This is a genomic window from Streptomyces sp. NPDC051662 (assembly GCF_040681655.1).
Classification (GTDB): domain Bacteria; phylum Actinomycetota; class Actinomycetes; order Streptomycetales; family Streptomycetaceae; genus Streptomyces.
Map to the genome: position 1 here is coordinate 374306 of NZ_JBFAZD010000005.1, position 23604 is coordinate 397909.

Consider the following 23604-nt stretch of genomic DNA (forward strand, 5'->3'; position numbering starts at 1 on the left):
CCCACTCCCGGAAGTCCGAGAACGTATGTCCGCCCCCGCGCCCCAGCCCGGTCCGGCCGGTCAGTCCGGCCCGCCCGCCCTTCCGGTCACCTTCCGGCCGACCCGCACCCGGGCCGTCCTGCTGACCGTAGGCGTGGCCATGTTCGCCGTCATCACGGCCATCGGCCTGGCACTCGATCAGCTGAGCGCGGGGGAGCGGATGAGCTTCATCTTCACGGCCCTGCTGTTCCTCGGGGTGCTGGCGCTGCTCAGCCGCCCCAAGGTCATGGCCGACGACACAGGAGTGACTGTCGTCAATATCACGCGCCGCCGCCGATTGGAGTGGGCCGAGATCCTGCGTGTCAATCTGCGGCCCGGCGACCCCTGGGTCTTCCTCGATCTCAGCGACGGCAGCAGCCTGCCGGTTCTGGCCATCCAGCCGGGAATCGCCAGGGCACACGCCATCCGTGACGCCCGCGCCCTGCGCGCGCTCGCCGACTCCCGCTCCACCGCGGCGGGCCGGGACTGACCGTACGGCGCCCCATCCATGGGCGTACGGCACTGCCCTCCCGGCCGCTGTCTTGATTACTCTGGTGCCGGAGGCGCCGAGTGCGCCCCGCTCCGCATTCGACGGCCGTGTCAGGCCCGCGGGGCACCTGCGACCCGAGGAGTGACTCCCTCCAGCAATGGACGGATCGTCCGGTAGTACCTGCGCCGCCCCCTTCGAAGAGGCGGCGGCATGACCATCCCCCTTCTGCTGCTCACCGCGGCATTCCTTCTGATCCTCGCCAACGGATTCTTCGTGGCCGCCGAGTTCGGCCTCGTCACCGTGGACCGTCCCGACGCCGAACGCGCCGCCGCCGCGGGTGACCGCCGCGCCCGTACGGTCGTCAGGTCCCTGCGGGAACTGTCCTTCCAGCTCTCCGGCACCCAGCTGGGCATCACCATCACCTCGCTGGTCGTCGGCATGCTCGCCGAGCCCGCGCTCGCCCAACTGCTGGACGCCCCGCTCTCCGCGACCGGACTGCCCGAAGGGGCCGTCTCCGGGATCGCGGTGGTGATCGGCATGCTGCTCGCCTCCGCCGTACAGATGGTGATCGGCGAACTCGTACCGAAGAACTGGGCGGTCTCCCGGCCGCTCCAGGTCGCGCGGTTCGTGGCGGGCCCCCAGCATCTGTTCGCCACCGTGTTCCGGCCGGTGATCACCCTGCTCAACACCGTCGCCAACCGGCTCGTCCGGCTGCTCGGCGTGGAACCGACCGAGGAACTCGCCTCGGCCCGTACCCCCGGCGAACTGGTCTCCCTGGCCCGCCACTCCGCCCGCGCGGGCGCCCTCGAACAGGACACCGCCGATCTGTTCGTACGGACCCTCTCGCTCGGCCGGCTCACCGCGCAGCATGTGATGACCCCCCGAGTGAAGGTGAGCGCCCTCCAGTACGACGCGACCGCCGCGGACGTCCTCAACCTCACCCGCGCCACCGGTCTGTCCCGCTTCCCCGTCTACCGGGAGCGCATCGACGAGATCGTGGGCGTGGTGCATCTCAAGGACGCGCTCGCGGTGCCGGTGGAGCGGCGGCTGCGCACCGCGGTCGGCCGGATCGCCGTGCCGGCCCTGCTGGTCCCCGAGACCCTGCCCGTGCAGCAGCTCCTTGAGCGGCTGCGCAGCGAGCAGCCGATAGCCATCGTGGTCGACGAGTACGGCGGTACGGCCGGGGTCGTCACCCTGGAGGACATCATCGAGGAGCTGGTCGGCGAGGTACGCGACGAGCACGACGCCGAGGGCGACGGACGGCCCGAACTGGCCCCCGTCCCGCCCGAGGACGGCCGCCCGGCCTGGGACGCCGACGGCAGCGCCCGGGTCCTCACCCTGCGGCGGATCGGACTCGACGTACCCGAGGGACCGTACGAGACCCTCGCGGGCCTTGTCGCCGATCTGCTGGGCCGTATCCCGGCCCCGGGCGACCGGGCGGAGCTGCCGGGCTGGCGGCTCTCCGTACGCCAGGTGGACCGCTACCGGGCCGAACGGGTCCGGCTGGTCCGTACGGGCGAGCCTCCGGCGGGCGCCCCTGCCGATCAGCGCGGCTGCGTCCCGGCGATGGCGGAGGGCCCCCGATGAGCGCCCTGCAACTCGTCTTCGCCCTGCTGCTGGTCCTGGCCAACGGATTCTTCGTCGGCGCCGAATTCGCCCTCGTCTCCGTACGCCGCAGCCAGATCGAACCGCATGCCGCACGCGGCTCCGCGCGGGCCAGACAGGTGCTGCACGGTCTGGAGAATCTGCCCCAGATGATGGCCGCCGCGCAGTTCGGCATCACCATCTGCTCCCTGACGCTCGGCGCGGTCGCCGAACCCACGGTGGCGCATATGCTGGAGCCCGTCTTCCACGCCGCCCATATGCCCGAGGGGCTGATCCATCCACTGGGCTATGTCATAGCCCTCGCGCTGGTCGTCTTCCTGCATCTGGTCATCGGTGAGATGGTCCCGAAGAACCTCGCCATGGCGGCTCCGGAGAAGACCGCGCTCTGGTTCAGCCCCGGTCTGGTCGGCTTCGCCCGGCTGTGCCGCCCGGTGACGGCCGGACTGGGCGCCTGCGCCCGGCTGGTGCTGCGGGCCTTCCACGTCGAGCCCAAGGACGAGGTGGAGGCGGTCTTCACCAGCGAGCAGCTGAACCGGCTCGTCGAGGACTCGGGCCAGGCGGGGCTGCTCGAACCGGAGGCGCAGGAACGGCTGGAGGACGCCCTGGAGCTGGGCAGCCGCCCGGTCACGGATGTGCTCCTGACCCGTGCTTCCCTGGTGACGGTGACCCCCGCGGTCACCCCGCGCGAGATCGAGGAGCTGACGGTACGCACCGGCTACTCCCGCTTCCCGGTCTGCGCGGAGGGCGGCGGTGCCTTCATGGGCTATCTGCATGTCAAGGACGTCCTCGATCTGGAAGCCGGCGAACGCGCCGTGCCACAGCATGTCTGGCGGCCGATGGCGACGCTGCGGGCGGAACTCCCGCTGGACGACGCGCTCACCGTGATGCGCCGCGCGGCCACGCATCTGGCCCAGGTCGCGGACGCGTCCGGCCGGGTGCTCGGCCTGGTGGCGCTGGAGGACGTACTGGAAATGCTGGTCGGCGAGGTACGCGACCCGTCCCACCGCTCGACGGCGACGGCGCCCAAGGCGGCCCTGGTGGGGGAGCAGCGCACGGACCAGGCGGACCAGGTCCTGGCGCGCTGACGGGGCGGCCCGGGCCGCGTCACGGCGGACCGGGCCGCGGCCAGGCGGACCGGGCCCCTAAACGGGCGGTATGTCCTGGGGGCCGCGGTTCGCCGGGCCGCGGCCCGACAGCACCTCGCCGTACGCCTGCATCAGATCGGGCAGCCGCAGCGTGGCCAGATCGTCGCGGGTCGGCGTGCCGCTGTAGCCGGAGAGCCGCAGATCGCGGTACGCGCAGCTCTTCTCGTACAGCGTCCGCACGAAGCGTCCGTTGCCCAGCTCGTCGATCCATCCCTGGTCGACCACATGCCCGCTGATCGAGCGCAGCTCGTCCGCGGCCTCCTCGTCCCAGACATCGCCGTTCTCCGCGGCCAGTACGCCGCCGATGGCGGTCAGCTCCAGTGGCCGGTAGCTCGGGAAGTCGACCCGGCTGGTGAAGCGCGAGGAGAGGCCCGGATTGGTGGCGAGCAGCCGGTCCATGCCCTCCGGATAGCCGGCCAGGATGACCACGAGATGGTCCCGGTTGTCCTCGGCGCGCTTCAGCAGCACCTGAAGGGCCTCGTCGCCGTACGCGTCGCCCTTGCTGTAGCCCGAGTTGGAGAGGCTGTACGCCTCGTCCACGAAGAGCACACCGCCGATCGCCGAGTCGATCAGCTCATTCGCCTTGACGGCGGTCTGGCCCAGGAACTCGCCCACCAGATCGGCCCGCTGGGCCTCCACCAGATGGTCCCCGCCGAGCAGCCCCAGGGCGTAGAAGATCCGCCCGAGAATCCGGGCGACGGTGGTCTTGCCGGTGCCGGAGGGGCCCGAGAAGACAAAGTGACGTTTCGGCGGCTGGACCGGCAGCCCCTGCCCGGCCCGCAGCCGCGCCATGTGCAGCTGCGCCGTCGCCGCCTTGACCTGCCGTTTCACCGGCTCCAGACCGACCATCCGCTCCAGCTCGGCGAGGGCCTCGGCGAGCAGCGCCGGATCGGTCGGGCCGTCCGGGAAGCGCGGTGGGGCCGGTGGCGCGGGCGGCGGGGCCTTCTCCCGTACGCCTTCGGGCGCCCGGGGCGGGGCGACGCCGCCCCGCTGGGGCTGCGCCTCGTTGCCGAGCCGTAGGTCGGAGCCGGGCAAGCCCTCCGACTCGCCCCCGGACTCCGCCGCGCCCGCGGTGTCCGCCGTGTCCTGGCCCAGACCCGCCCGTGCGACCGAGGCGATCCCCACCGGATCGTCCGGCCCTTCGTACCCGTCGGAGTCGGTGATCGCGGCGAGCCGGGCCGCGGTGTCCATGAACGCCGGATCGAGCCGGTGCACGGCCCGGTAGAGCGGCAGCGCGGCGGCGCTGCGTCCGGTGCCCTCATGGGCGCGGGCCAGCCAGTACCGCAGCTCCTTGCGCTGCGGCTGTTCGCTGCGGCAGCGCATCAGCGCGGTGGACAGCAGTGGCTCGGCCTGTCCGTACATCTCCAGCCGCACCCGCGCCATCCCGCCGAAGAGTCCCGCCTCGATCCCCAGCAGCGGGTCATGGACGAGCGGCTCGGTGTGGCGCACCAGCTGGTCCCAGTCCTTGACCAGATAGGCGCGGCAGGCGTGCAGGAAGCGCACCTGGGCATCGGCGTCCACCGGCGGCAGACCCGCGAGGGCCCGGTCCAGCTCCGGCACATGGCGGCCGTCCAGCCAGTGCGAGGCGTGGGCGAGCAGCAGATCGCGCCCGCTCTCCAGCACCGGCTGCACCCACCAGCCGAGCCAGTACCAGGAGTTGAGCGTGCGGCGGTGGCGGGAGCGCTGCTCGCCGAAGCGGTCGCGGTGGCGGTACATCCGCAGCAGGGCGGTGGTGGTGTCGACGCGCAGCGCGTGCAGCCCGAGCCAGCCGTCGGCCATCCCGGGATCGAGCCGTACGGCGGCCCTGAACTCCTCCTCGGCCTGGGGGTAGGCCCCCATCGTGTAGGCGTCCACACCGCGCACCCAGGCGAGGTCGGCCGGGGCCTGCGTGCCCTGCGCGCCGATATCCATCAGGTCCCCCACAAACCGTGCCCCCGGAATGTCCCGCCGGGCGGGCGCCCGCCGGCAGCGTGCCGAACCACCTTGTCGCGGACGGGAATTGACCGCACCGAGAGGCATCGTACCTGCGCAGAGGGTGTGCGACTAAGGGCACCGCAGCGTGCGAGGAGCGGTAACCCAGGGTGAGCGCGAGACGGTTACGGCGGGGGGAAAGGGGTGCCGAGCAGGTGCGAAGGGCAGAACGAAGCCCCCGATCACGGGGGAACAACCGGGGGCTTCGCGTCCGCGGCGGCTCCGAAAAGCCGCACATTAAGAACGTAAGACCTGTCCGGCCCCTCGGTCAAGCCGAGTTGGACACTCTCCCGGGGTCGATTTCCGACTGCTCAGTATGGGGGCAGGAGCTGATCACCCTGCGTGATGATCTGGTCCGCTCTTGCGGTCGTCAAGGGCCCCGTACGTATCAGGTACCCCATCTGTCGCTCGGTTACCAGGGCATCGGCGAAGGGCCGCGAGGGGTCCGCCATGAAATGGCGTGTCTCCGCCGTCGTCCATTCGTCCCAGAAGGCGGACAGCGCGGGTCCGTCGCGCCGCCGTCCTCGCTCCCAGGACTCCTCCGCGCCCCGGTCCATCCAGAACAGCCGGGCGAGACAGGGCCGCAGCGCCCGCCGTCCGGCCCCCACGCCCTCGATGATCACCACGGGGGCCGGCGGCAGCGTACGCGGCGCGGTGAACCGCCGCAGCGTCCAGTCGTACGGCGTGTAGTGCGCGCTCGCGCCGCGCGAGAACGGCTCGATGACCTGCTCCCTCAGCCGTTCCTCCCACGCGAAGAGCTGCTCGTGGGTCGCCACGTCGTCGAGCCGCAGTACGGGCGCCCCGGCCAGCTCCGCCGACAGCCGGGTCGCGAAGGTGCTCTTGCCGGAGCCCGCGTGCCCGTCGACCGCGACCAGCCGGACGGGACCGCAGGAGGGCGGCAGCGCGCGCAGCGCCGCGGCCGGTTCGGTCAGGTCGTTCATCCGTCCCACCCTACGAGGCCGGGCCCCATGCGTCCCGACCGGCCGCCGCCGCAGGTCACGTCACTGGTGAAGACCAATATTGGTGAGCCGACGCGGTCCGAATCGCTGGCAGAGGCGTACCGCGAAGCGCGATAGTGGACGACTGTCGAGCAGCCGTCATCGCATCGCGCTCTCTCTCCGCTCTCTGTTCTCTCCGCCTTCGACCGGAGGTTCTTATGACCAGCCCCACATCGCGCAGAACCGTGCTGGCCGCCGCGCTCGCGGCCGTCGCGGGCACCGGGGCGGCGGGCGCAGCCCCGGCCGCCGCCGCTTCGGTCCCGACGCGGGACCCGGCCCCCGCCTCACCCCCCTCGACCGCTCCCACCGGGGCGAACCCTCTCGTGGACAACGCCTTCTGGACCTCCTACGCCGACTGGCGCGCCGGTACCGCGCAGGGCACCCGCGCGGTCTCCGGCGCCCGGCCCGCACTGGTGATCGGCGCCCCGGCGGGCCGTACCGACTACCCGGACCCGCACACCGGCACGACCACCACCTGGGAGTACGGGACCTGGACCTCACCGACGCACCGCTCGAAGGTCCCCGCCACCGAGGTGATCGCCTCCTGGAACGCACGGACCCCCGCCGGTACCTGGCTCCAGATCGAACTGCGCGGCCGGTACGCGGACGGTACCGAGACACCCTGGTACGTGATGGGCCGCTGGACCTCCGGCGACGGCGAGGGCGACATCCGGCGCACCTCCGTCGACGGCCAGAGCGACGGGCGCAGCAGCGTCTGGACCGACACCTTCTCGGTGGACGACGCGGCGAGCGGGCTGCGCCTCTCCTCGTACCGGCTGCGGCTCACCCTCTACCGCAGGCCGGGCACCGACCTCACGCCGCTCGTGCACCGGGTGGGCGCGATGGCCTCCGACGTCCCCGACCGGTTCACCGTCCCGGCGTCCACCCCGGGACTCGCCCGCGAGCTGATCGTGCCGCGCTACTCGCAGAACACCCATGCCGGGCAGTACCCCGAGTACGACAACGGCGGCGAGGCCTGGTGCAGCCCCACCTCCTCGCAGATGATCATCGAGTACTGGGGACGCCGGCCCACCGCCGACGATCTCGCCTGGGTGAATCCGGACTTCGCCGACCCGCAGGTCTGCCACGCGGCCCGGTTCACCTACGACTACCAGTACAAGGGCTGCGGCAACTGGCCCTTCAACGCGGCCTACGCCACCACCTACCGGGAGATGAGCGCGGCCGTGACCCGGCTGGGCTCGCTCACCGATGTCGAGAACCTGATCCGCGCCGGTATCCCCGTGATCACCTCGCAGTCCTTCCTCAAGGAGGAGCTGACGGGGGCGGGTTACGGCACCGCGGGCCATCTGATGACCGTGATCGGCTTCACCGCCGACGGCGATGTGATCGCCAATGACCCCGCCTCGCCGGACAACCCCGCCGTACGCCGGGTCTACCGGCGCGTGGAATGGGAAAATATCTGGCTCAGGACCAAGCGGTACAACGCCTCGGGCAAGGTGGCCTCCGGCACGGGCGGTGTCTGCTACGTCTACTGGCCCGCCAAGCCGGACGCGGCCCAGCGCCGGGCCCTGCGGTCGGTGGGCCTGCTCTGACGCGTCGTTCTCCCGGGCGGCCGGAGGGACGGGTCTCCTCCGGCCGCCCGAAGCGGCCCGGGACCGCTCTGCGATACTGCGGGCGATCGTGCGACACCCCGTGGCAGCCGGAGACCAGGACGCGAATGTGAATCGCAGCGAACAGCGTGGCACCTCCGAACGCTCCCAGGCCCGGCGCTCCGAACTCATCGCGACCGGCCGGAAGTTGTTCGCGGACACCTCGTACGACGCGCTGTCCATGGATGACATCGCCCAGCACGCCGGGGTCGCCAAGGGGCTGATCTACTACTACTTCAAGAGCAAGCGCGGCTACTACCTCGCCATCGTCGAGGACTCCGTCACCGAACTCGTCTCGCTCGCCTCGGGCGGCGCCGAACTCCCGCGCACCCAGCGGGTACAGCGCACGGTCGAGGCGTATCTGCGCTTCGCCCAGTACAACGAGGCGGCGTACCGCACCATCATCACGGGCGGCGTCGGCTTCGACACCCAGGTGCAGGCGATACGTGACGCCGTACGGACAGGACTGGTCTCCACGGTCGCCCAGGGCGCGTACGGCCGCTCCGACATCCCGCCGATCGCCCGGCTCGCGCTGCTCGGCTGGCTCAGCAGCGTCGAGTGGCTCACGCTCGAATGGCTGGAGTACCAGCACGACCTGCCGAGGGAGATCCCGCGCGATCTGCTGGTACGGATGCTGCGCCACACGCTGAACACGATCGAGGAATTCTCCCCGGAGTGCCCCGCGCCGCCGCCGGATCTCGACTGGCGCCCGGTCACCGGGCTGGACGAGAGCCAGGCGCCTCCGGGAACCTGAAGTCGCCGGGGGCGGGGGCCGCTGAGGCTCCCCGCCCCCGACGGGCCGGTCGCGCGATCAGGTCGCGCAGCTTCAAGGTCCGGACAGGGCCTAGTTGATCGACTTGATCAGTTCACCGTCGGTGGTGTCCCCGCTCAGCTCCCAGAAGAAGGTGCCGCCCAGCCCCTGCTGGTTCTTGTACGCCATCTTCCCGGCGATGGTGGCGGGGGTGTCGTAGCTCCACCACTGGTTGCCGCAGAAGGCGTACGCGGTGCCTCCGACCGTGCCGTTGGCCGGGCAGGAGGTCTTGAGGATCTTGTAGTCCTCGATGCCTGCCTCGTACTTGCCCGGCGCCGCGCCCGTCGCGGTGCCGCCCGGCTCCTTCTGCGTGACGCCGGTCCAGCCGCGCCCGTAGAAGCCGATGCCCAGCAGCAGCTTCTCGGCCGGGACACCGAGCCCCTTGAGCTTGGTGATGGCCGCGTCGGAGTTGAAGCCCTCGGTCGGAATACCCGGGTAGGACGTGAGCGGCGAGTGCGGGGCGGTGGGACCCTGCGCCGCGAACGCGCCGAAGAAGTCGTAGGTCATCGGGTTGTACCAGTCGAGGTACTGCGCGGCGCCGGCGTAGTCGGCGGCGTCGATCTTCCCGCCGTCCGAGCCGTCGGCGGTGATGGCCGCCGTCACCAGGTCGGAGCCGAACTCGGTACGCAGCGCGGACGCCAGGTTCCTGAACGCGTCACGACCGCTGCTGTCACAGGTCAGACCGCAGGCGTTGGGGTACTCCCAGTCGATGTCGATACCGTCGAAGACATCGGCCCAGCGCGGGTCCTCGACCAGCGCGCGGCAGGACTGCGCGAACGCGGCCGGGTTCTTCGCCGCCTCGGTGAAACCACCCGACCAGGACCAGCCGCCGAAGGACCAGATCACCTTGAGGCCGGGGTGCAGCGCCTTGAGCTTGCGCAGCTGGTTGAAGTTGCCGCGCAGCGGCTGGTCCCAGGTGTCGGCGACGCCGTCGACGGACTGGTCGGCGGTGTACGCCTTCTCGTAGTCGGCGTACGAGTCGCCGATCACGCACTTTCCGCCGGTGACATTCCCGAAGGCGTAGTTGATATGGGTCAGTTTGGCGGCGGAGCCGGAGGTCTCGATGTTCTTGACGTGGTAATTCCGGTCGTAGACGCCCCAGTTGGTGAAGTAGCCGATCACCTTGCTGCCGGCCGCGGCGGTGTTGGCCGTGGTGGCCGTGGTGGTGCCGGCCGTGGTGGTGGAGGTCTCACCGGCGGACGCGCTGCCCGCTCCGGAGAGCAGCGTCACGCCGAGGACGGCGGTACACGCGGTGGCGATCAGCGCGCGGAACCGGGCGCGGGAACGGTGGAGTCTGAGCACGGGATCTCCTCGTGGGGGAGGAAGAGCGAGTGGGGGGACAGCGAAGCCATGGCGTTGACTTGGCATGAACGCGAAATGCGTTGGGGTGGACGTTAGAAGGACTAGACCACTGAGGTCAATGGTGCGGACCAAGTTCCCGGCAAGCCCGTTGCCCCCTCCCGCCGGTGACGAGAGGCGCCCGATCGGGCATACTCAACGCGCCACAGCCGCTGGTCAGCCGCTCCCGCGATCCGGAAGGGCAGCATCGGCTGGGCACCACTGCCGTCCGGGGGCACCCCCGGACTCCAGCCGGCGGCGCCGCCACACCCTGCGCGCGCGACCGCCGTAGCGCCCGACAGGGAGGAGAGCGCCGCCATGTCCGACCGCGCCCCGCAACCGGTGGAATGTCAGCTGCCCACCGAGGAGTCCCAGGACCTCGTAGCCCTCGTACGCGACATCATCCAGCGGGAGATCACCCCCAGCGCGGCCGAGGAGGAGGACGCCGGCCACTTCCCGCGCGAACTCTTCACCCTCCTCTCCGCGTCCGGGCTGCTCGGCCTCCCCTACGACTCCGCCCACGGTGGCGGGGACCAGCCGTACGAGGTCTACCTCCAGGTACTCGAAGAACTCGCCGCCGCCCGGCTAACCGTCGGCCTCGGCGTCAGCGTCCACTCCCTCGCCTGCCACGCCCTCGCCGGCTACGGAACGAAGGCCCAGCGGGCCGAGCACCTTCCCGCCATGCTCGGCGGCGGTCTCCTCGGGGCCTACTGCCTCTCCGAGCCCGCCTCGGGCTCGGACGCGGCCTCGCTCCGTACCAAGGCCGTGCGGGACGGCGACGATTGGGTCATCACCGGCACCAAGGCGTGGATCACCCACGGCGGCATCGCGGACTTCTACACCGTGCTCGCCCGCACCGGCCAGGAGGGCCCCCGGGGTATCACCGCCTTCCTCGTCCCCGGCGACGCCCCCGGACTGACCGCGGCGCTGCCCGAGAAGAAGATGGGCATGAAGGGCTCGCCCACCGCCCAACTCCACTTCGACGGCGTACGGGTGGCCGACGACCGCCGCGTCGGCGACGAGGGCCAGGGCTTCGCGATCGCGCTCTCCGCCCTCGACTCGGGCCGCCTCGGTATCGCCGCCTGTGCCATCGGACTCGCCCAGGCGGCCCTGGACGAAGCCGTCGAATACGCCACAGGGCGGCGGCAGTTCGGCCGGCCCATCGCGGACTTCCAGGGGCTGCGTTTCCTGCTCGCCGACATGGCCACCAGGATCGAGGCCGGCCGCTCGCTCTATCTCGCCGCCGCCCGGCTGCGGGACGCGGGCCGCCCGTTCTCCCAACAGGCCGCCATGGCCAAGCTGTTCTGCACGGACGCCGCGATGCAGGTGACCATCGACGCCGTACAGGTGCTCGGCGGCTACGGCTACACCGCCGACTTCCCGGTGGAGCGCTATATGCGCGAGGCGAAGGTGCTTCAGATCGTCGAAGGTACCAACCAGATCCAGCGCATGGTGATCGCCCGCCATCTGACGGGCCCGGAAACCCGCTGACCGGAACACCTCCGCGCGCACGCCGACGGCCCGTCAGCGTGCGCGACGAGGGGAGTTACGCCGCGTGCCGCTGGAGCGTCGGCACCTTGAACGGACGTGAGCCGGGACCGCCGACATGCGAGAACGGCTGTGTCCGCCAGTCGAGCCCCTGCGGCAGGGTCAGCAGCAGGGCGGTGTCCTGCTCCTGAGCCTCGGACGACGCGTCGGCGGCCGGAGCCTCCGACGCCGAACGGCCCGTACCGGCACACACCGAGAGCACGAACGGATTCCACGGGGAGGGGCACAGCGCGTGCTCCGGCAGGACATCCTCGTCCGCCAGCAACGCGATTGGCTGCGCACAGTCCGGGCAGACGACCCGGTACATCTCGAAGGTGTCGTAGAAATCGAGCTCGTCGGCGTCGACGAGATCAACGGGCTCCGGTTCGGTACGTCCGGCGCGCTTCAGGCTCTGCATGGAGACATTCCCCCTCGGGTGGGCCGACCAGGCTCTCGTGGTCTCGACCACAGCAAGCAATTCCCGTCGCGCGAGCCAGGTAACCGTAAGGTCTCGACGGACCCGCCCAGACGCCTGTGGTCTTCGTCACACGGCCCCTCGCGCGCGCCTTCGGCTCACTCCCGACTGTGCTGGAAGCGGCCCGGGGCAATAGGTTGATCCGTATGGAGGAGCTGGATCGTCAGATCGTGGAATTGCTTGTCAAGGACGGCCGGATGAGCTACACCGACCTGGGCAAGGCCACCGGCCTGTCCACCTCGGCGGTGCATCAGCGCGTACGCCGACTGGAGCAGCGGGGCGTCATCCGCGGTTACGCCGCGGTGGTCGACCCCGAGGAGGTCGGCCTCCCGCTCACCGCGTTCATCTCGGTCAAACCGTTCGACCCCAGCGCCCCCGACGACATCGCGGACCGACTCGCGGAGATCCCGGAGATCGAGGCGTGCCACAGCGTGGCGGGCGACGAGAACTACATCCTCAAGGTCCGGGTGGCGACCCCCCTGGCCCTGGAACACCTGCTCACCCGCATCCGCAGCCTGGCCGGCGTCTCCACCCGCACGACGGTGGTCCTCTCCACCCCTTACGAGTCCCGCCCGCCGACGCTTTGACCCGGGGCCAGGTTCGCCGCCGGAAAGACGGCACCCGGGAACGGAGCGACAGGGGCCCGTGGGCGTGAGGGGGTCGGGGTCGGAGGAGGTGCGTGTCCGGACGTAGAGCGTCGCAGCTCGCGCGAAGCGCGGTGAGGAGAGCAGTCCGGACACGCACCTCCGCAGGCCCCGGCACCCGGCACCACCCACCGCACCCGCACCACGCCCCCGCCGGGAGGCGCACCGCACCGCGACCCCCGCCGGAGGCGCACCGCACCCCGCGCCCCCGCCGGACGGCGCCCCGCGCGACACTGTCCGCATGACCAACCGCACCGCCCCCGACTCCCGCACCGCCTCGCACCACCACCGCACCACCCTCCTCCGCCGCGGCGAAGTCCACAGCCCCGCCGACCCCTTCGCCACCGCCATGGTCGTCGAACGCGGCCATATCGCCTGGGTGGGTTCCGAAGGCGCCGCCGACTCCTTCGTCTCCGGTGTCGACGAGGTCATCGATCTCGACGGCGCGCTCGTCACCCCCGCGTTCACCGACGCCCATGTGCACGCCACCGCCACCGGACTCGCCCTCACCGGTCTCGATCTGTCCGGCGCCCGCACCCTGCCGGAGGCGCTGAACCTCGTACGGGACCACCGCACCGCCCACCCCGGCGACCGGATCCTGCTCGGCCACGGCTGGGACTCCGCCCGCTGGCCCGAACAGCGCCCCCCGTCCCGTGCCGAGCTCGACGACGCGGCCGGCGGCCGGCCGCTCTATCTGACGCGGATCGACGTGCACTCCGCCGTGGTGACCACCGCCCTGCTCGATCTGGTCCCCGGCGTCACCGCACTGACCGGCTACCACCCGGACGCGCCGCTGACGGCCGCCGCCCACCACGCCGTGCGCGCGGCGGCCCACGGGTCGATCAGCGCCCGCCAGCGCACCGAGGCGCAGCGCGCGGCCCGCTCCCGGGCCGCGTCGCTCGGTATCGGCGCGCTCCACGAGTGCGGCGGACCGGAGATCTCCGACGAGGAGGACTTCACCGCGCTGCTGCGACTGGCCGAGGACGAGCCGGGGCCTCGGATCCACGGGTATTGGGCCGAACGGATCACCGACGGGAAGGGTGCCCGCCGCGTCCGGGAACTGGGTGCGGTCGGGGCCGCGGGTGATCTCTTCGTCGACGGCTCCCTCGGCTCCCACACCGCGGCCCTGCACGAGCCCTACGCGGACGCCTCCCACACCGGTACCGCCCAGCTCGACGCCGCCGCGGTCGCGGCCCATGTCGCCGTCTGCACCGAGGCCGGGCTCCAGGCCGGTTTCCACGCCATCGGAGACGCGGCGATCAGCACCGTCGTCGAGGGCGTGCGCGCCGCCGCCGAGCGCCTTGGCCTGGCCCGTATCAGGGGAGCCAGGCACCGGGTCGAGCACGCCGAGATGCTCACCCCGGCGACCATCGCGGCCTTCGCGGAGCTGGGCCTCACCGCCTCCGTGCAGCCCGTCTTCGACGCCCTCTGGGGCGGTGCGGAGGGCATGTACGCCCAGCGGCTCGGCGCCGACCGCGCCCGTACCCTCAATCCGTACGCCGCCCTGCTGCGCGCCGGCGTGCCGCTGGCCTTCGGCTCCGACAGCCCCGTCACCCCGCTGGACCCCTGGGGCACCGTCAGGGCCGCCGCCTTCCATCACACCCCCGACCACCGGATCTCGGTGCGGGCGGCCTTCACCGCCCACACCCGTGGCGGCCGGCGGGCCATGGGCCGTGACGACGCGGGTACGCTCGTGCCCGGCGCCCCCGCCGACTACGCCGTCTGGCGAACGGAGGAGCTGGTGGTCCAGGCCCCCGACGACCGGGTGGCCCGCTGGTCCACCGATCCGCGTTCGGGGACACCGGGGCTGCCGGATCTGACGCCCGGCCGCCCGCTGCCCGAATGTCTGCGGACCGTCGTCGGCGGGCAAACGGTCTTCCTGCGACCGAACGAGTGACGTACGGACATTTCGTGTCGCGGCCCGATCCCCGCCGGCCTCTGCCGCGACCTGCGGATCTTCCCCACTGACCAGGCGATTTGGGTCAACGCCGCAGGTCAAACGACTATTGACAGTAAGCAGCCACCGGCGGGTAGGTTCGGCCGGGTCCACCACAGGACGTCCGTCCGGCAACCTCCACGCAGTCGTCGAACGCCACTGGGTCATGGGGTGGTGTGCCGCACCGGCGCACCACCACTGGGAGCCAGGTCCAGCCGTCGCGTCTCGGGGGCGAGGGAAGGTTTCAGCCGGTCGGCGGGTGCGACCCCGGATGGGGCCCGGCGTTCAGTAGACAACGGCTTTCGGTCGACCCGCAGCCAGCGGGTCCCAGGTCGGCCCGAAGGACGCCGGGCCCCGATCCGCAGTACGCGCCTCCCTCCGTTCCCCTCCGTTTCCCTCGGGTTTCCCCGACGCGGGACGTGTTCCGTAACAAGATCTCCGGTTCCGTCCTCCATCTCCGGACATCACCGCCCATCCCCACCGACACAGGGTCACCATGGTGGTCGTCGGCCATGGCGTGCTCGCTAAGCTGGGGCACCTGCGTACGGCGATTAAGGGGCAGCAGTGAACGACGGTGGCCAGAGGCGGTACGGCCCGCTCGGTACAGCCTTGGTGATCATCCCGACCTTCAACGAGGCCGAGAACATCAGGACCATCGTCTCCCGCGTGCGCGCCGCGGTGCCGGCGGCCGACATCCTCATCGCCGACGACAACAGCCCCGACGGCACCGGCAAGATCGCGGACGAACTGGCCGCCGAGGACAGTCACGTCAAGGTCCTGCACCGCAGGGGCAAGGAAGGGCTCGGCGCGGCCTATCTGGCGGGCTTCCGCTGGGGGATCGCGCGCGACTACGGCGTCCTCGTCGAGATGGACGCGGACGGCTCCCACCAGCCCGAGGAACTGCCCCGGCTGCTGACCGCGCTCAAGGGCGCCGATCTGGTGCTCGGTTCGCGCTGGGTGCCGGGCGGCCGGGTGGTGAACTGGCCCAGGACCCGCGAGCTGATCTCCCGCGGCGGCAGCACCTACTCCCGTGTGCTGCTCGGCGTTCCGATCCGCGATGTCACCGGCGGCTACCGGGCGTTCCGCAGGGAGACGCTGGAGCGGCTCGGCCTCGACGCCGTCTCCTCCCAGGGATACTGCTTCCAGGTCGATCTGGCCCGGCGCGCCATCGAGGCGGGCTGTCATGTGGTCGAGGTGCCCATCACCTTCGTGGAACGCGAACTCGGCGACTCCAAGATGAGCAAGGACATTCTCGTCGAGGCGCTGTGGCGGGTCACGGCCTGGGGCGTCGAGTCCCGGACGAACCGGCTGCTCGGCCGGAAGCCCGCCGGACCCGCCGGAGCCGGACCCAGCGGAGCCGGACCCACCGGAGCCGGGTCGAACGGAACAGGATCCACCGGATCCGCTTGATCATTCCGCTCGCCCCCATACGCCATCCGGACGCTCCCCCAGGCACACTGGGAGTATGACGACCGCGCAATCGCCCCGGACCGTTCCCAAGCGCTCTCGCGCCCGCACCTTCATTCCGCTGGGCATCGCCGCCTGGCTCGTGCTGGAGATCTGGCTGCTGACCGTGGTGGCCGACGTCGCGGGCGGGCTGACCGTCCTGCTGCTGCTCGTGGGCGCCGTCGTGCTCGGCGCGGTGGTCATCAAGAGCGCCGGCCGCCGCGCCTTCCGCAATCTCACCGAGACCCTGCAACGGCAGCAGCAGCGACAGCCGGGCGACGCGCCCGAGACCGGTACCGGCAGCACCGGCAACGGCTTCCTGATGCTCGGCGGCCTGCTGATCATGCTGCCGGGGCTGATCACCGACGTGCTGGGGCTGCTTCTGCTCATCCCGCCGGTACGGATGGCCCTCGGCCGGTACGCGGAGCGGTCGTTGGAGCGCCGGATGCGCGAGGCGGCCGCGCCCGGCAGTCTCGGTGACGCCTTCCAGCAGAGCCGGATGCACCGGCCCGACGGCAAGGTGGTCCAGGGCGAGGTCATCAAGCACGACGACGAGCCGCGGAACCCGGGCGACCCCGGGGACGCGGGCCCGCGCCCGCCGCTCACCTCCTGAGGGACACCAAAGCCGCGGGCCGCGTCACATTCGGGAATGTGACGCGGCCCGCGGCTTTGGTGCTGTTCGCTTGTCGTGTGCGGTGGTTACGCGGTCAGGCGGACTTCCGGCTGTCCCGCGGATGCACGGCGATGTTCATGGCGCCGGAGCGCAGGACGGCCAGCCTCTCGGCCAGCACCTCCTCCAGCTCCTCGCGGGTGCGCCGCTCCATGAGCATGTCCCAGTGCGTGCGCGCAGGCTTGCCCTTCTTCTCTTCGGGGCCATCCCCGTCCACCAGGAGTGCCTGGGCGCCACACGCCTTGCACTCCCACTCCGGCGGAATTTCCGCCTCTACCGAGAACGGCATCTCAAATCGATGGCCGTTCTGGCATGCGTACTCCACCGCCTGGCGCGGGGCCAGATCGATGCCGCGGTCCGTCTCGTAGCTGGTAACCACGAGTCGCGTGCCGCGGAGAGCTCGCTCACTCATGAATCGTGCCTCCCGGGCTTGTCGCCCACAGGACAGGTGTCGCTGTCGTCGTCATCCGGTCAACGCCCGGTCGGCGGTAAAGATTCCCGTCCGGGTCATGCGTCGCCCGTCTGTGCCGCTGGTCATTCCAGGATTGCGTACCCGCCGGCGCCCGGTTTGTCACATCTAACGGGAGATGTCACCCAGCGTTTTCCTATCTCGACTACGCAGTAACGGTCCGCCTGGCAGGCCAAACGCGTACACTACCGCCCTTTGACTTCAACGTCTAAATCCGTTCCGGTACGGGGTTGCCCGCGGCGGCGATCGCCCGCCGTACGGGCACCCTCGCCAGCAGGACGAACCCGAGCGCGAAGAAGATCACCAGCGAGATGATCGCATCCCGGTAGCTCCCGGTGAGCTGGAACGCGAGCCCGAACACCAGGGGGCCCAGCCAGCTCAGGCCGCGGTCGCTCATCTCGTACGCGGAGAAGTATTCGGCTTCCTTGCCGCTCGGCACCAGATGCGAGAAGAGCGAACGGGACAGGGCCTGGCTGCCGCCCAGGACCAGCCCGATCGCGGCGGCCAGCGCGTAGAACGCGACCGGTGCCCCGGACGGCAGGAAGTACCCCGCTCCGAGGATGACCGTCCAGACTGCCAGTGAGCCGAGAATCGTCCGCTTGGCCCCGTAGGTCCTGGCCATTCGGCCCATTCCCAGTGCGCCCGCCACCGCGAGTATCTGCACCAGCAGCACGGCGGTGATCAAGGTCGTCTGGTCCAGGCCCAGCTCCTCCGAGCCATAGACCGAGGCCTGCGAGATCACCGTCTGGATGCCGTCGTTGTAGAGGAGATAGGCGAGCAGGAAGGACAGCGTCAGCGGATGGCGGCGCATGTCCCGCAGCGTCGCGATCAGCTGCCGCCAGCCGGTGCCCACCCCGCCCGCGCCGTCCCGCACCACCCGGCGGTCGCGCAGCCGGCGCAGCGGGACGAGCGTGAAGGCGCCCCACCAGACACCGGCCGAGGCCAGACAGATCCGTACGGCCGTCGACTCCGAGACACCGAACGACTCATGGCCGGTGTAGAGCACGAGATTGAGGACGAGCACCAGCGCGCCCGAGGTGTAGCCGAACGCCCAGCCGCGCGAGGAGACGGCGTCGCGCTCCTCGGGCCCGGCTATCTGCGGCAGATACGCGTTGTAGAGCACCATTGAGACCGCCAGTGAGGCGTTCGCCACGATCAGCAGCAGCGCGCCCAGCAGATAGCGGTCACCGTCCAGGAAGAACATGCCCGCCGTGGCGCCGGCCCCGAGATACGCGGAGAGCGCGAGCAGCGGCTTCTTGCGTCCCGAACGGTCGGCGGCGGCGCCGACCAGCGGCATCACCACCACCGCCACCACGATGGAGAGGGAGACGGTGTACGCGAACACCGAGCCCGCGCGGATGGGGATGCCCAGTGGCCGGACGAAACCGTCCGCGTCGGCCGCCGCCTTCGCCACCGACGTCAGATAGGGGCCGAGGAAGACCGTGACCACGCTCGTCGAATAGACGGAGCACGCGAAGTCGTAGAAGTACCAGCCGCGCTGCTCGCGTCTGCGCTCCGACGCCCCGTCGGCCGCCCCGTCGGCACGGTCCACGGTGTCAGCGGTCACCGGTGCTTCCTCGCTCTCCCCGTAGCCTTCCCGGCTGTGCCGGACTTCCCCGGTGTACGCCGCCCCGCCCGGTCAATGCCAGGCTCCCCGCGCGGTCAACACCGCGCGCAGCGTCTCCAGTTGATCAGTCATGATGCCATCCACACCGAGATCGAGGAGCGCCTCCATCCGATCCGGATCGTTGACCGTCCAGACATGCACCTGCAGACCGAGCGCGTGCGCCGTGCGTACGAAGCGCTCGTCGACCACCCGGATGCCGTTTTGGGACTCGGGGACCTGGGCGCAGACGGCGCCCTGCCGCAGCGGGGCCGGGATGCCGTACGAGCGCAGCCGCAGGCCCAGCACGCCCCGTACGCCGTACGAGGTGGCGAGCCGGGGGCCCGCGAGACGGGCCGCGCCGGCCACCCGGGCCTCGGAGAAGGAGCCCACGCACACGCGGTCCCAGCTGTCGGTCCTGCGGATCAGCTCGACCAGGGGGAGCTGGGCGGGGGCGGCCTTGATGTCCACGTTCCAGTGCGCGTCGGGGAATTCTTCGAGCAGCTCCTCGAAGAGCGGCAGCGGTTCCTTCCCCGCCACCCTCGCCCGGCGCACGTCCTCCCAGGACAGATCGGCGATCCGGCCGCGGGTGTCGGTCACCCGGTCCAGGGTCGCGTCGTGGAAGGCGACAAGCCGGCCGTCCGCCGTGGCGTGCACATCGGTCTCGAAGTAGCGGTATCCGAGCTCGGCGGCGCGGCGGAACGCGGCGGCGGTGTTCTCCAGGCCGTCCGCCGTACCGCCGCGATGGGCGAACGGGATCGGCGCCGGCCGGTCGAGATAGGGGTGGGGTACGCGAGTCACCGCCGCAGTATGGCCTGTTCCGGTGACCCGGTGGCGACCACTGTGCTGCCGTTGTCCACCGCCGGGATGGCGAAGACACGCAGGAACAGCTGGGCCAGCGGTCCGATGGCCAGGGCGTAGGCGACCGTTCCGACCCCCACCGACCCGCCCAGGACGAACCCGGTGGCGACGACCGCCACCTCGATGCCCGTACGGACGAGCCGGACCGAGCGGCCGGTCAGCCGGTGCAGCCCGGTCATCAGGCCGTCCCGCGGCCCCGGGCCGAAGCGGGCCGCGATATAGAGACCGGTGGCCACGCCGTTGAGCACGATGCCCGCGATCAGCAGCGGGACACGGACGGCCAGGCCATGGCCTTCGGGGACGAGGGCGAGCGCGGCGTCCATGGCGATGCCGACGACGAAGACATTGGAGACCGTGCCGAGCCCGGGGCGCTGTCTGATCGGTATCCAGAGCAGCAGCACCACGGCGCCGACGATGATGGAGACGACGCCCATCGTCAGCCCGGTCAGCTCCGCCAGCCCCTGGTGCAGTACACCCCATGGCTCCAGCCCGAGGCCGCCGCGTACCAGCAGCGCCGCGCTGGCCCCGTACAGCGCGAGTCCCGCGTACAGCTGGAGCAGCCGCCGGGTGAGATGTGGACCCCGGAGACCGGAGGTGATGGACATGGTGCTGCCCCCTGATGCGATGGTGGACTGATACGTGACACTCTGTGGCGGGGTGGCGGATGCCAACCATGGCCAATTCGGGGAAGGTGGACTGATTTCCATGGCCCAGTGGACTTCCGCCGTCGGCGCGGCTCAGCTCGCCCGGCAGCTCAAGACCCAGCGCGGACCCGCCGGACCCGGCGCCCGCAGACCGCCCGCCTACCGGGCCCTCGCCGACGGCATCCGGCTGCTCGTCCTCGAAGGCCGCGTCCCCGTCGCGGCCCGGCTCCCCGCCGAGCGCGAGCTGGCGCTCGCCCTGACCGTGAGCCGTACGACCGTGGCCGCCGCGTACGAGGCGCTGCGCGCCGAAGGGTTCCTGGAGTCGCGCAGGGGCGCGGGCAGCTGGACGGCCGTACCGGCGGGCAATCCGCTGCCGGCGCGCGGTCTGGAACCGCTGCCGCCCGAGTCGCTGGGCTCGATGATCGATCTCGGCACCGCCGCGCTGCCCGCCCCTGAGCCGTGGCTCACCCGAGGCGTCCAGGGCGCGCTGGAGGAGCTGGCGCCCTACGCGCACACCCATGGCGACTATCCGGCGGGGCTGCCCGCGCTCCGGCGGATGCTCGCCGACCGCTATACCGAGCGCGGTATCCCGACCATGCCGGAGCAGATCATGGTCACCACCGGCGCGATGGGGGCGATCGACGCGATCTGCCATCTCTTCGCGGGCCGGGGCGAGCGGATCGCGGTCGAGTCGCCGTCGTACGCCAATATCCTCCAGCTGATGCGGGAGGCGGGCGCGCGGCTGGTGCCGGTCGCCATGGCGGAGGGGCTGACCGGCTGGGATCTGGGGCGCTGGCGCCAGGTGCTCAGGGAGGCGGCCCCCCGCCTCGCCTATGTCGTCGCCGACTTCCACAATCCGACGGGCGCGCTGGCCGACGAGGACCAGCGGCGGCAGCTGGTGGACGCCGCGCGGTCGGCGGGCACGGTCCTGGTCGTCGACGAGACCATGTCCGAGCTGCGGCTGGACGCGGATCTCCCCATGCCGAGGCGGGTCTGCGCGTTCGACCCGGCGGGCAGCACGGTCATCACGGTCGGTTCGGCCAGCAAGGCGTTCTGGGCGGGGATGCGGATCGGCTGGGTCCGCGCCGCGCCGGATGTGATCCGGTCGCTGGTCTCCGCGCGCGCGTACGCCGACATGGGCACCCCGGTGCTGGAGCAGCTCGCCGTCAACTGGCTGATGCGGACCGGCGGCTGGGAGGAGGCCGTGGCCCTGCGCAGGGCCCAGGCGCGGGAGAACCGTGACGCGCTGGTGGCGGCCGTACGTGAACAGCTGCCCGACTGGGAGTTCGAGGTACCGGGCGGCGGGCTGACCCTGTGGGTGCGCACCGGCGGACTGTCCGGATCACGCCTGGCCGAGGTGGGCGAACGGGTCGGGGTACGGGTGCCGTCGGGGCCGCGCTTCGGCGTCGACGGGGCGTTCGAGGGGTACGTACGGCTGCCGTTCACGGTGGGCGGCCCGGTCGCCGTCGAGGCGGCGGCCCGGCTGGTGGCGGCGGTGCGGCTGGTGGAGACCGGAGCGAGCACCGGCACGGACGCACCGCGCACCTTCGTCGCCTGACGGGATTGTCGCCTGACGGGACTGCCGTCGACGGGACTGTCGTCCGAGGGGACATCGGACTCACTCGTCAGGGCCGCGCGTCAGCCCTCGGCGGGTACGGCGGCGCCGACCGGCCCCGGCGCGGGGGCTCCCGTGCGCCCGTGCCCCGGGTCGCGCTCCTGGTCGGGGACCGACCGCACGGCGGTGCGTTCCATGACGGACCGGTCCTCGGCGGTCCGCACCTCGGCGGTCTGTTCCTCGGTGATCTGTTCCGTGGCGGGCGCCGCGACCGCCGGGTGGCGCTCCGGAAGAAGCCCGAGAACGGCGCGGCGGTGCGCTTCGCTCGTTCCGTCGTCGTACGGGTCGGGCGTCGCCGGGACCTGGAGTCTGAGCACGGGTCCGGTGCCGAGCCGCGCGTACCCCCTGCCGGGCGGGACGTCCGCCGGGGGGGTGGTGCGCGGCGGTGCCCCGAGCACCGCTTCGATCTGCGCGGGCGCGGCGGCCCCGAGGATCACCCGAGCGCGGGTGTGGGTCAGTACGGCCTCGCTGAGCGTGTCCAGACTGTCGAGCTGGTCGGCCACGACCACCGTCACATGGGCGGATCTGCCGTGCCGCAGCGGTACTTGGAGCAGTTCCTGCGGATCGGGCCGTCCCTCGGCGGCGGCCAGATGACCGAAGACGCTCGGCCGGTCCAGCAGGATCCACAGCGGGCGCTTGGTGTCCTCGGGCGCGGGACGGCCCGACTGTCCGGCCCGGTTGGCGGCGATCAGCCGGCGCTCCGTCTCGCTGGCGGCCCATTCCAGACCGGCCAGCGCCCCGGCCAGTCCGCACTCCACGGCCAGTACGCCCGTACGCCCGGCCAGACAGCCGAACTCACCGGTCCCGCCGCCCTCCACGATCAGGACCTCGCCGTGCTGGGCGGCCTGGAGCGCCAGGGAGCGCAGCAGGCTGGTGGCGCCGCTGCCGGGGGGACCCACGACCAGCAGATGCGGCTCGGTGGAGCGCGGTCCCGTCCGCCAGAGCACCGGCGGCTCGTCCCGGCTCTCGCCGTTCGCCACGACCGGGATGGTGCGGCGTACCACGCCGTCGTCCGTGAAGCCGAGCACGGTCTCACCGGGGGCGGTGATGAAGGGCTGGGCCGCGATGGCGGTGGACAGCGCGGGAAGCACGGTGACCGTGAGTTCGTTGGCCTCCTCCTCCCACGCGAAGAGGTACTCGCGCCCGCGCCCGCACTTGGCCTGGAGCAGCTGCTCGATCCGGGCGCGCACATCGGGATCGCTGTCGGGGAAGTAGGGGGGATACCGCAGCCGGAGCCGGGTGAGCCGGCCGCCGGTGTCGAAGGCGTGGTCGTCGAACGCCGCACCCCACGTGCCGCCGTGGGCGTAGAGCGGACTGGGGTCTTCCGGTACGGCGAAGTACGGCACCAGCGCCTCGTAGAGGGACTGGAGCCGCTTGATCTCCGTGTCGTCGGGGCCGGTCGGTACGGGAGTGGTGTCGCGCCCCTTCCAGCCGGCGACGCCCATCAGCGCGATCAGGCCGAGCAGTGGCCCGTACGGGATGAGCGCGACGACCAGAACGCAGGCCGCCACCAGGAACAGCGCGGGACCGCGCCGGTCCTTCGGGGTGCCGGCCCACTTCTGGCGTGCCGCGGCGGCCAGCATCCGCAGCCCGCGGGAGACCGTGATCAGCGGATGGAGGACATCGGTGGCGCTGTCGGCGGCCGTGCGGGCCAGCTCGCGACTGCGGGCGATCTGGGCGCTGCCGCTGGTCAGAATGCGGGGGAGTGGTCGCCGGGCCACGTCTGTC

The 23604-nt window shown here is 71.5% G+C and carries 19 protein-coding genes and 1 pseudogene; 11 read left to right on the forward strand and 9 right to left on the reverse strand.

The genetic code is table 11. From position 1 onward, the window contains the following. Positions 1-25 precede the first annotated feature (25 nt). The 3 genes from AB0M67_RS11720 (at position 26) to AB0M67_RS11730 (ending at position 3198) form a co-directional block, all read left to right on the forward strand. Positions 26-508, forward strand: a complete 483-nt coding sequence (locus AB0M67_RS11720; RefSeq protein ID WP_365745056.1) for a PH domain-containing protein — start codon at positions 26-28, stop codon at positions 506-508. A gap of 210 nt (positions 509-718) precedes the next feature. Further along, the gene (locus tag AB0M67_RS11725; RefSeq protein ID WP_365745058.1) at positions 719-2095 is read left to right on the forward strand and encodes a hemolysin family protein; all 1377 of its coding nucleotides are present in this window, start codon (positions 719-721) and stop codon (positions 2093-2095) included. Beyond that, the gene (locus AB0M67_RS11730) at positions 2092-3198 is read left to right on the forward strand and encodes a hemolysin family protein (protein WP_365745060.1); all 1107 of its coding nucleotides are present in this window, start codon (positions 2092-2094) and stop codon (positions 3196-3198) included. The genes AB0M67_RS11725 and AB0M67_RS11730 overlap by 4 nt, the downstream gene beginning before the upstream one ends. 57 nt (positions 3199-3255) lie before the next feature. Here the strand turns inward: AB0M67_RS11730 and AB0M67_RS11735 are convergent, their stop codons facing one another. Both AB0M67_RS11735 and AB0M67_RS11740 read right to left on the reverse strand, forming a co-directional pair. Further along, entirely contained in the window at positions 3256-5169 is a 1914-nt protein-coding gene (locus tag AB0M67_RS11735; protein WP_365745061.1) for an AAA family ATPase, read from the reverse strand. Positions 5170-5540: 371 nt separating this feature from the next. Continuing rightward, the gene (locus AB0M67_RS11740; RefSeq protein WP_365745063.1) at positions 5541-6170 is read right to left on the reverse strand and encodes a hypothetical protein; all 630 of its coding nucleotides are present in this window, start codon (positions 6168-6170) and stop codon (positions 5541-5543) included. Between the two features lie 215 nt (positions 6171-6385). Here AB0M67_RS11740 and AB0M67_RS11745 point away from each other — a divergent pair, with 215 nt between their 5' ends. After that, the gene (locus AB0M67_RS11745) at positions 6386-7780 is read left to right on the forward strand and encodes a peptidase C39 family protein (protein WP_365745065.1); all 1395 of its coding nucleotides are present in this window, start codon (positions 6386-6388) and stop codon (positions 7778-7780) included. Between the two features lie 127 nt (positions 7781-7907). Continuing rightward, the gene (locus tag AB0M67_RS11750; RefSeq protein WP_365745067.1) at positions 7908-8591 is read left to right on the forward strand and encodes a TetR/AcrR family transcriptional regulator; all 684 of its coding nucleotides are present in this window, start codon (positions 7908-7910) and stop codon (positions 8589-8591) included. 90 nt (positions 8592-8681) lie between these two features. On the opposite strand, the gene AB0M67_RS11755 is transcribed toward AB0M67_RS11750, so the two are convergent. Next, a complete protein-coding gene (locus AB0M67_RS11755; RefSeq protein WP_365745069.1) occupies positions 8682-9950 on the reverse strand; it encodes a glycoside hydrolase family 18 protein in 1269 nt (422 codons plus the stop codon). A 354-nt stretch (positions 9951-10304) separates the two neighbouring features. Here AB0M67_RS11755 and AB0M67_RS11760 point away from each other — a divergent pair, with 354 nt between their 5' ends. Continuing rightward, complete coding sequence (locus AB0M67_RS11760) at positions 10305-11477, forward strand: acyl-CoA dehydrogenase family protein (protein WP_365745071.1); 1173 nt, start codon at positions 10305-10307, stop codon at positions 11475-11477. 55 nt (positions 11478-11532) lie between these two features. On the opposite strand, the gene AB0M67_RS11765 is transcribed toward AB0M67_RS11760, so the two are convergent. Continuing rightward, complete coding sequence (locus AB0M67_RS11765; protein ID WP_365745073.1) at positions 11533-11931, reverse strand: hypothetical protein; 399 nt, start codon at positions 11929-11931, stop codon at positions 11533-11535. 203 nt (positions 11932-12134) lie between these two features. On the opposite strand from AB0M67_RS11765, the gene AB0M67_RS11770 reads away from it, so the two are divergent. The 4 genes from AB0M67_RS11770 (at position 12135) to fxsA (ending at position 16627) form a co-directional block, all read left to right on the forward strand. Continuing rightward, the gene (locus AB0M67_RS11770; protein ID WP_365745074.1) at positions 12135-12575 is read left to right on the forward strand and encodes an Lrp/AsnC family transcriptional regulator; all 441 of its coding nucleotides are present in this window, start codon (positions 12135-12137) and stop codon (positions 12573-12575) included. A 298-nt stretch (positions 12576-12873) separates the two neighbouring features. Then, positions 12874-14529 carry an amidohydrolase gene (locus AB0M67_RS11775; protein ID WP_365745076.1) on the forward strand — a complete coding sequence of 552 codons (1656 nt, stop codon included), beginning with the start codon at positions 12874-12876 and terminating at the stop codon, positions 14527-14529. 603 nt (positions 14530-15132) lie between these two features. Continuing rightward, entirely contained in the window at positions 15133-15978 is an 846-nt protein-coding gene (locus tag AB0M67_RS11780) for a polyprenol monophosphomannose synthase (protein WP_365745078.1), read from the forward strand. 55 nt (positions 15979-16033) lie between these two features. Then, positions 16034-16627 (forward strand): FxsA family membrane protein, encoded by a 594-nt coding sequence (gene fxsA / locus AB0M67_RS11785; RefSeq protein ID WP_365745080.1) that lies wholly within the window; start codon positions 16034-16036, stop codon positions 16625-16627. A 94-nt stretch (positions 16628-16721) separates the two neighbouring features. Here fxsA and AB0M67_RS11790 read toward each other — a convergent pair whose 3' ends face one another. The 4 genes from AB0M67_RS11790 to AB0M67_RS11805 form a co-directional block, all read right to left on the reverse strand. After that, complete coding sequence (locus AB0M67_RS11790; protein WP_003959706.1) at positions 16722-17096, reverse strand: RNA polymerase-binding protein RbpA; 375 nt, start codon at positions 17094-17096, stop codon at positions 16722-16724. Positions 17097-17361: 265 nt separating this feature from the next. After that, positions 17362-18720, reverse strand: coding sequence for an MFS transporter (locus AB0M67_RS11795; RefSeq protein WP_365745082.1), 1359 nt, complete (start codon positions 18718-18720; stop codon positions 17362-17364). Between the two features lie 72 nt (positions 18721-18792). Continuing rightward, the gene (locus AB0M67_RS11800) at positions 18793-19557 is read right to left on the reverse strand and encodes a glycerophosphodiester phosphodiesterase (protein ID WP_365745084.1); all 765 of its coding nucleotides are present in this window, start codon (positions 19555-19557) and stop codon (positions 18793-18795) included. Continuing rightward, positions 19554-20222: a hypothetical protein gene (locus tag AB0M67_RS11805; protein ID WP_365745086.1), complete on the reverse strand. Its 669-nt coding sequence runs from the start codon at positions 20220-20222 to the stop codon at positions 19554-19556. The genes AB0M67_RS11800 and AB0M67_RS11805 overlap by 4 nt, the downstream gene beginning before the upstream one ends. Before the next feature lie 100 nt (positions 20223-20322). Between AB0M67_RS11805 and AB0M67_RS11810 the strand changes: the two genes are divergently transcribed. Further along, positions 20323-21819: a PLP-dependent aminotransferase family protein gene (locus AB0M67_RS11810; RefSeq protein ID WP_365745088.1), complete on the forward strand. Its 1497-nt coding sequence runs from the start codon at positions 20323-20325 to the stop codon at positions 21817-21819. 80 nt (positions 21820-21899) lie between these two features. Here AB0M67_RS11810 and AB0M67_RS11815 read toward each other — a convergent pair. Then, positions 21900-23597: pseudogene (locus tag AB0M67_RS11815) on the reverse strand (hypothetical protein); the annotation flags it as partial. Between the last annotated feature and the right edge of the window lie 7 nt (positions 23598-23604).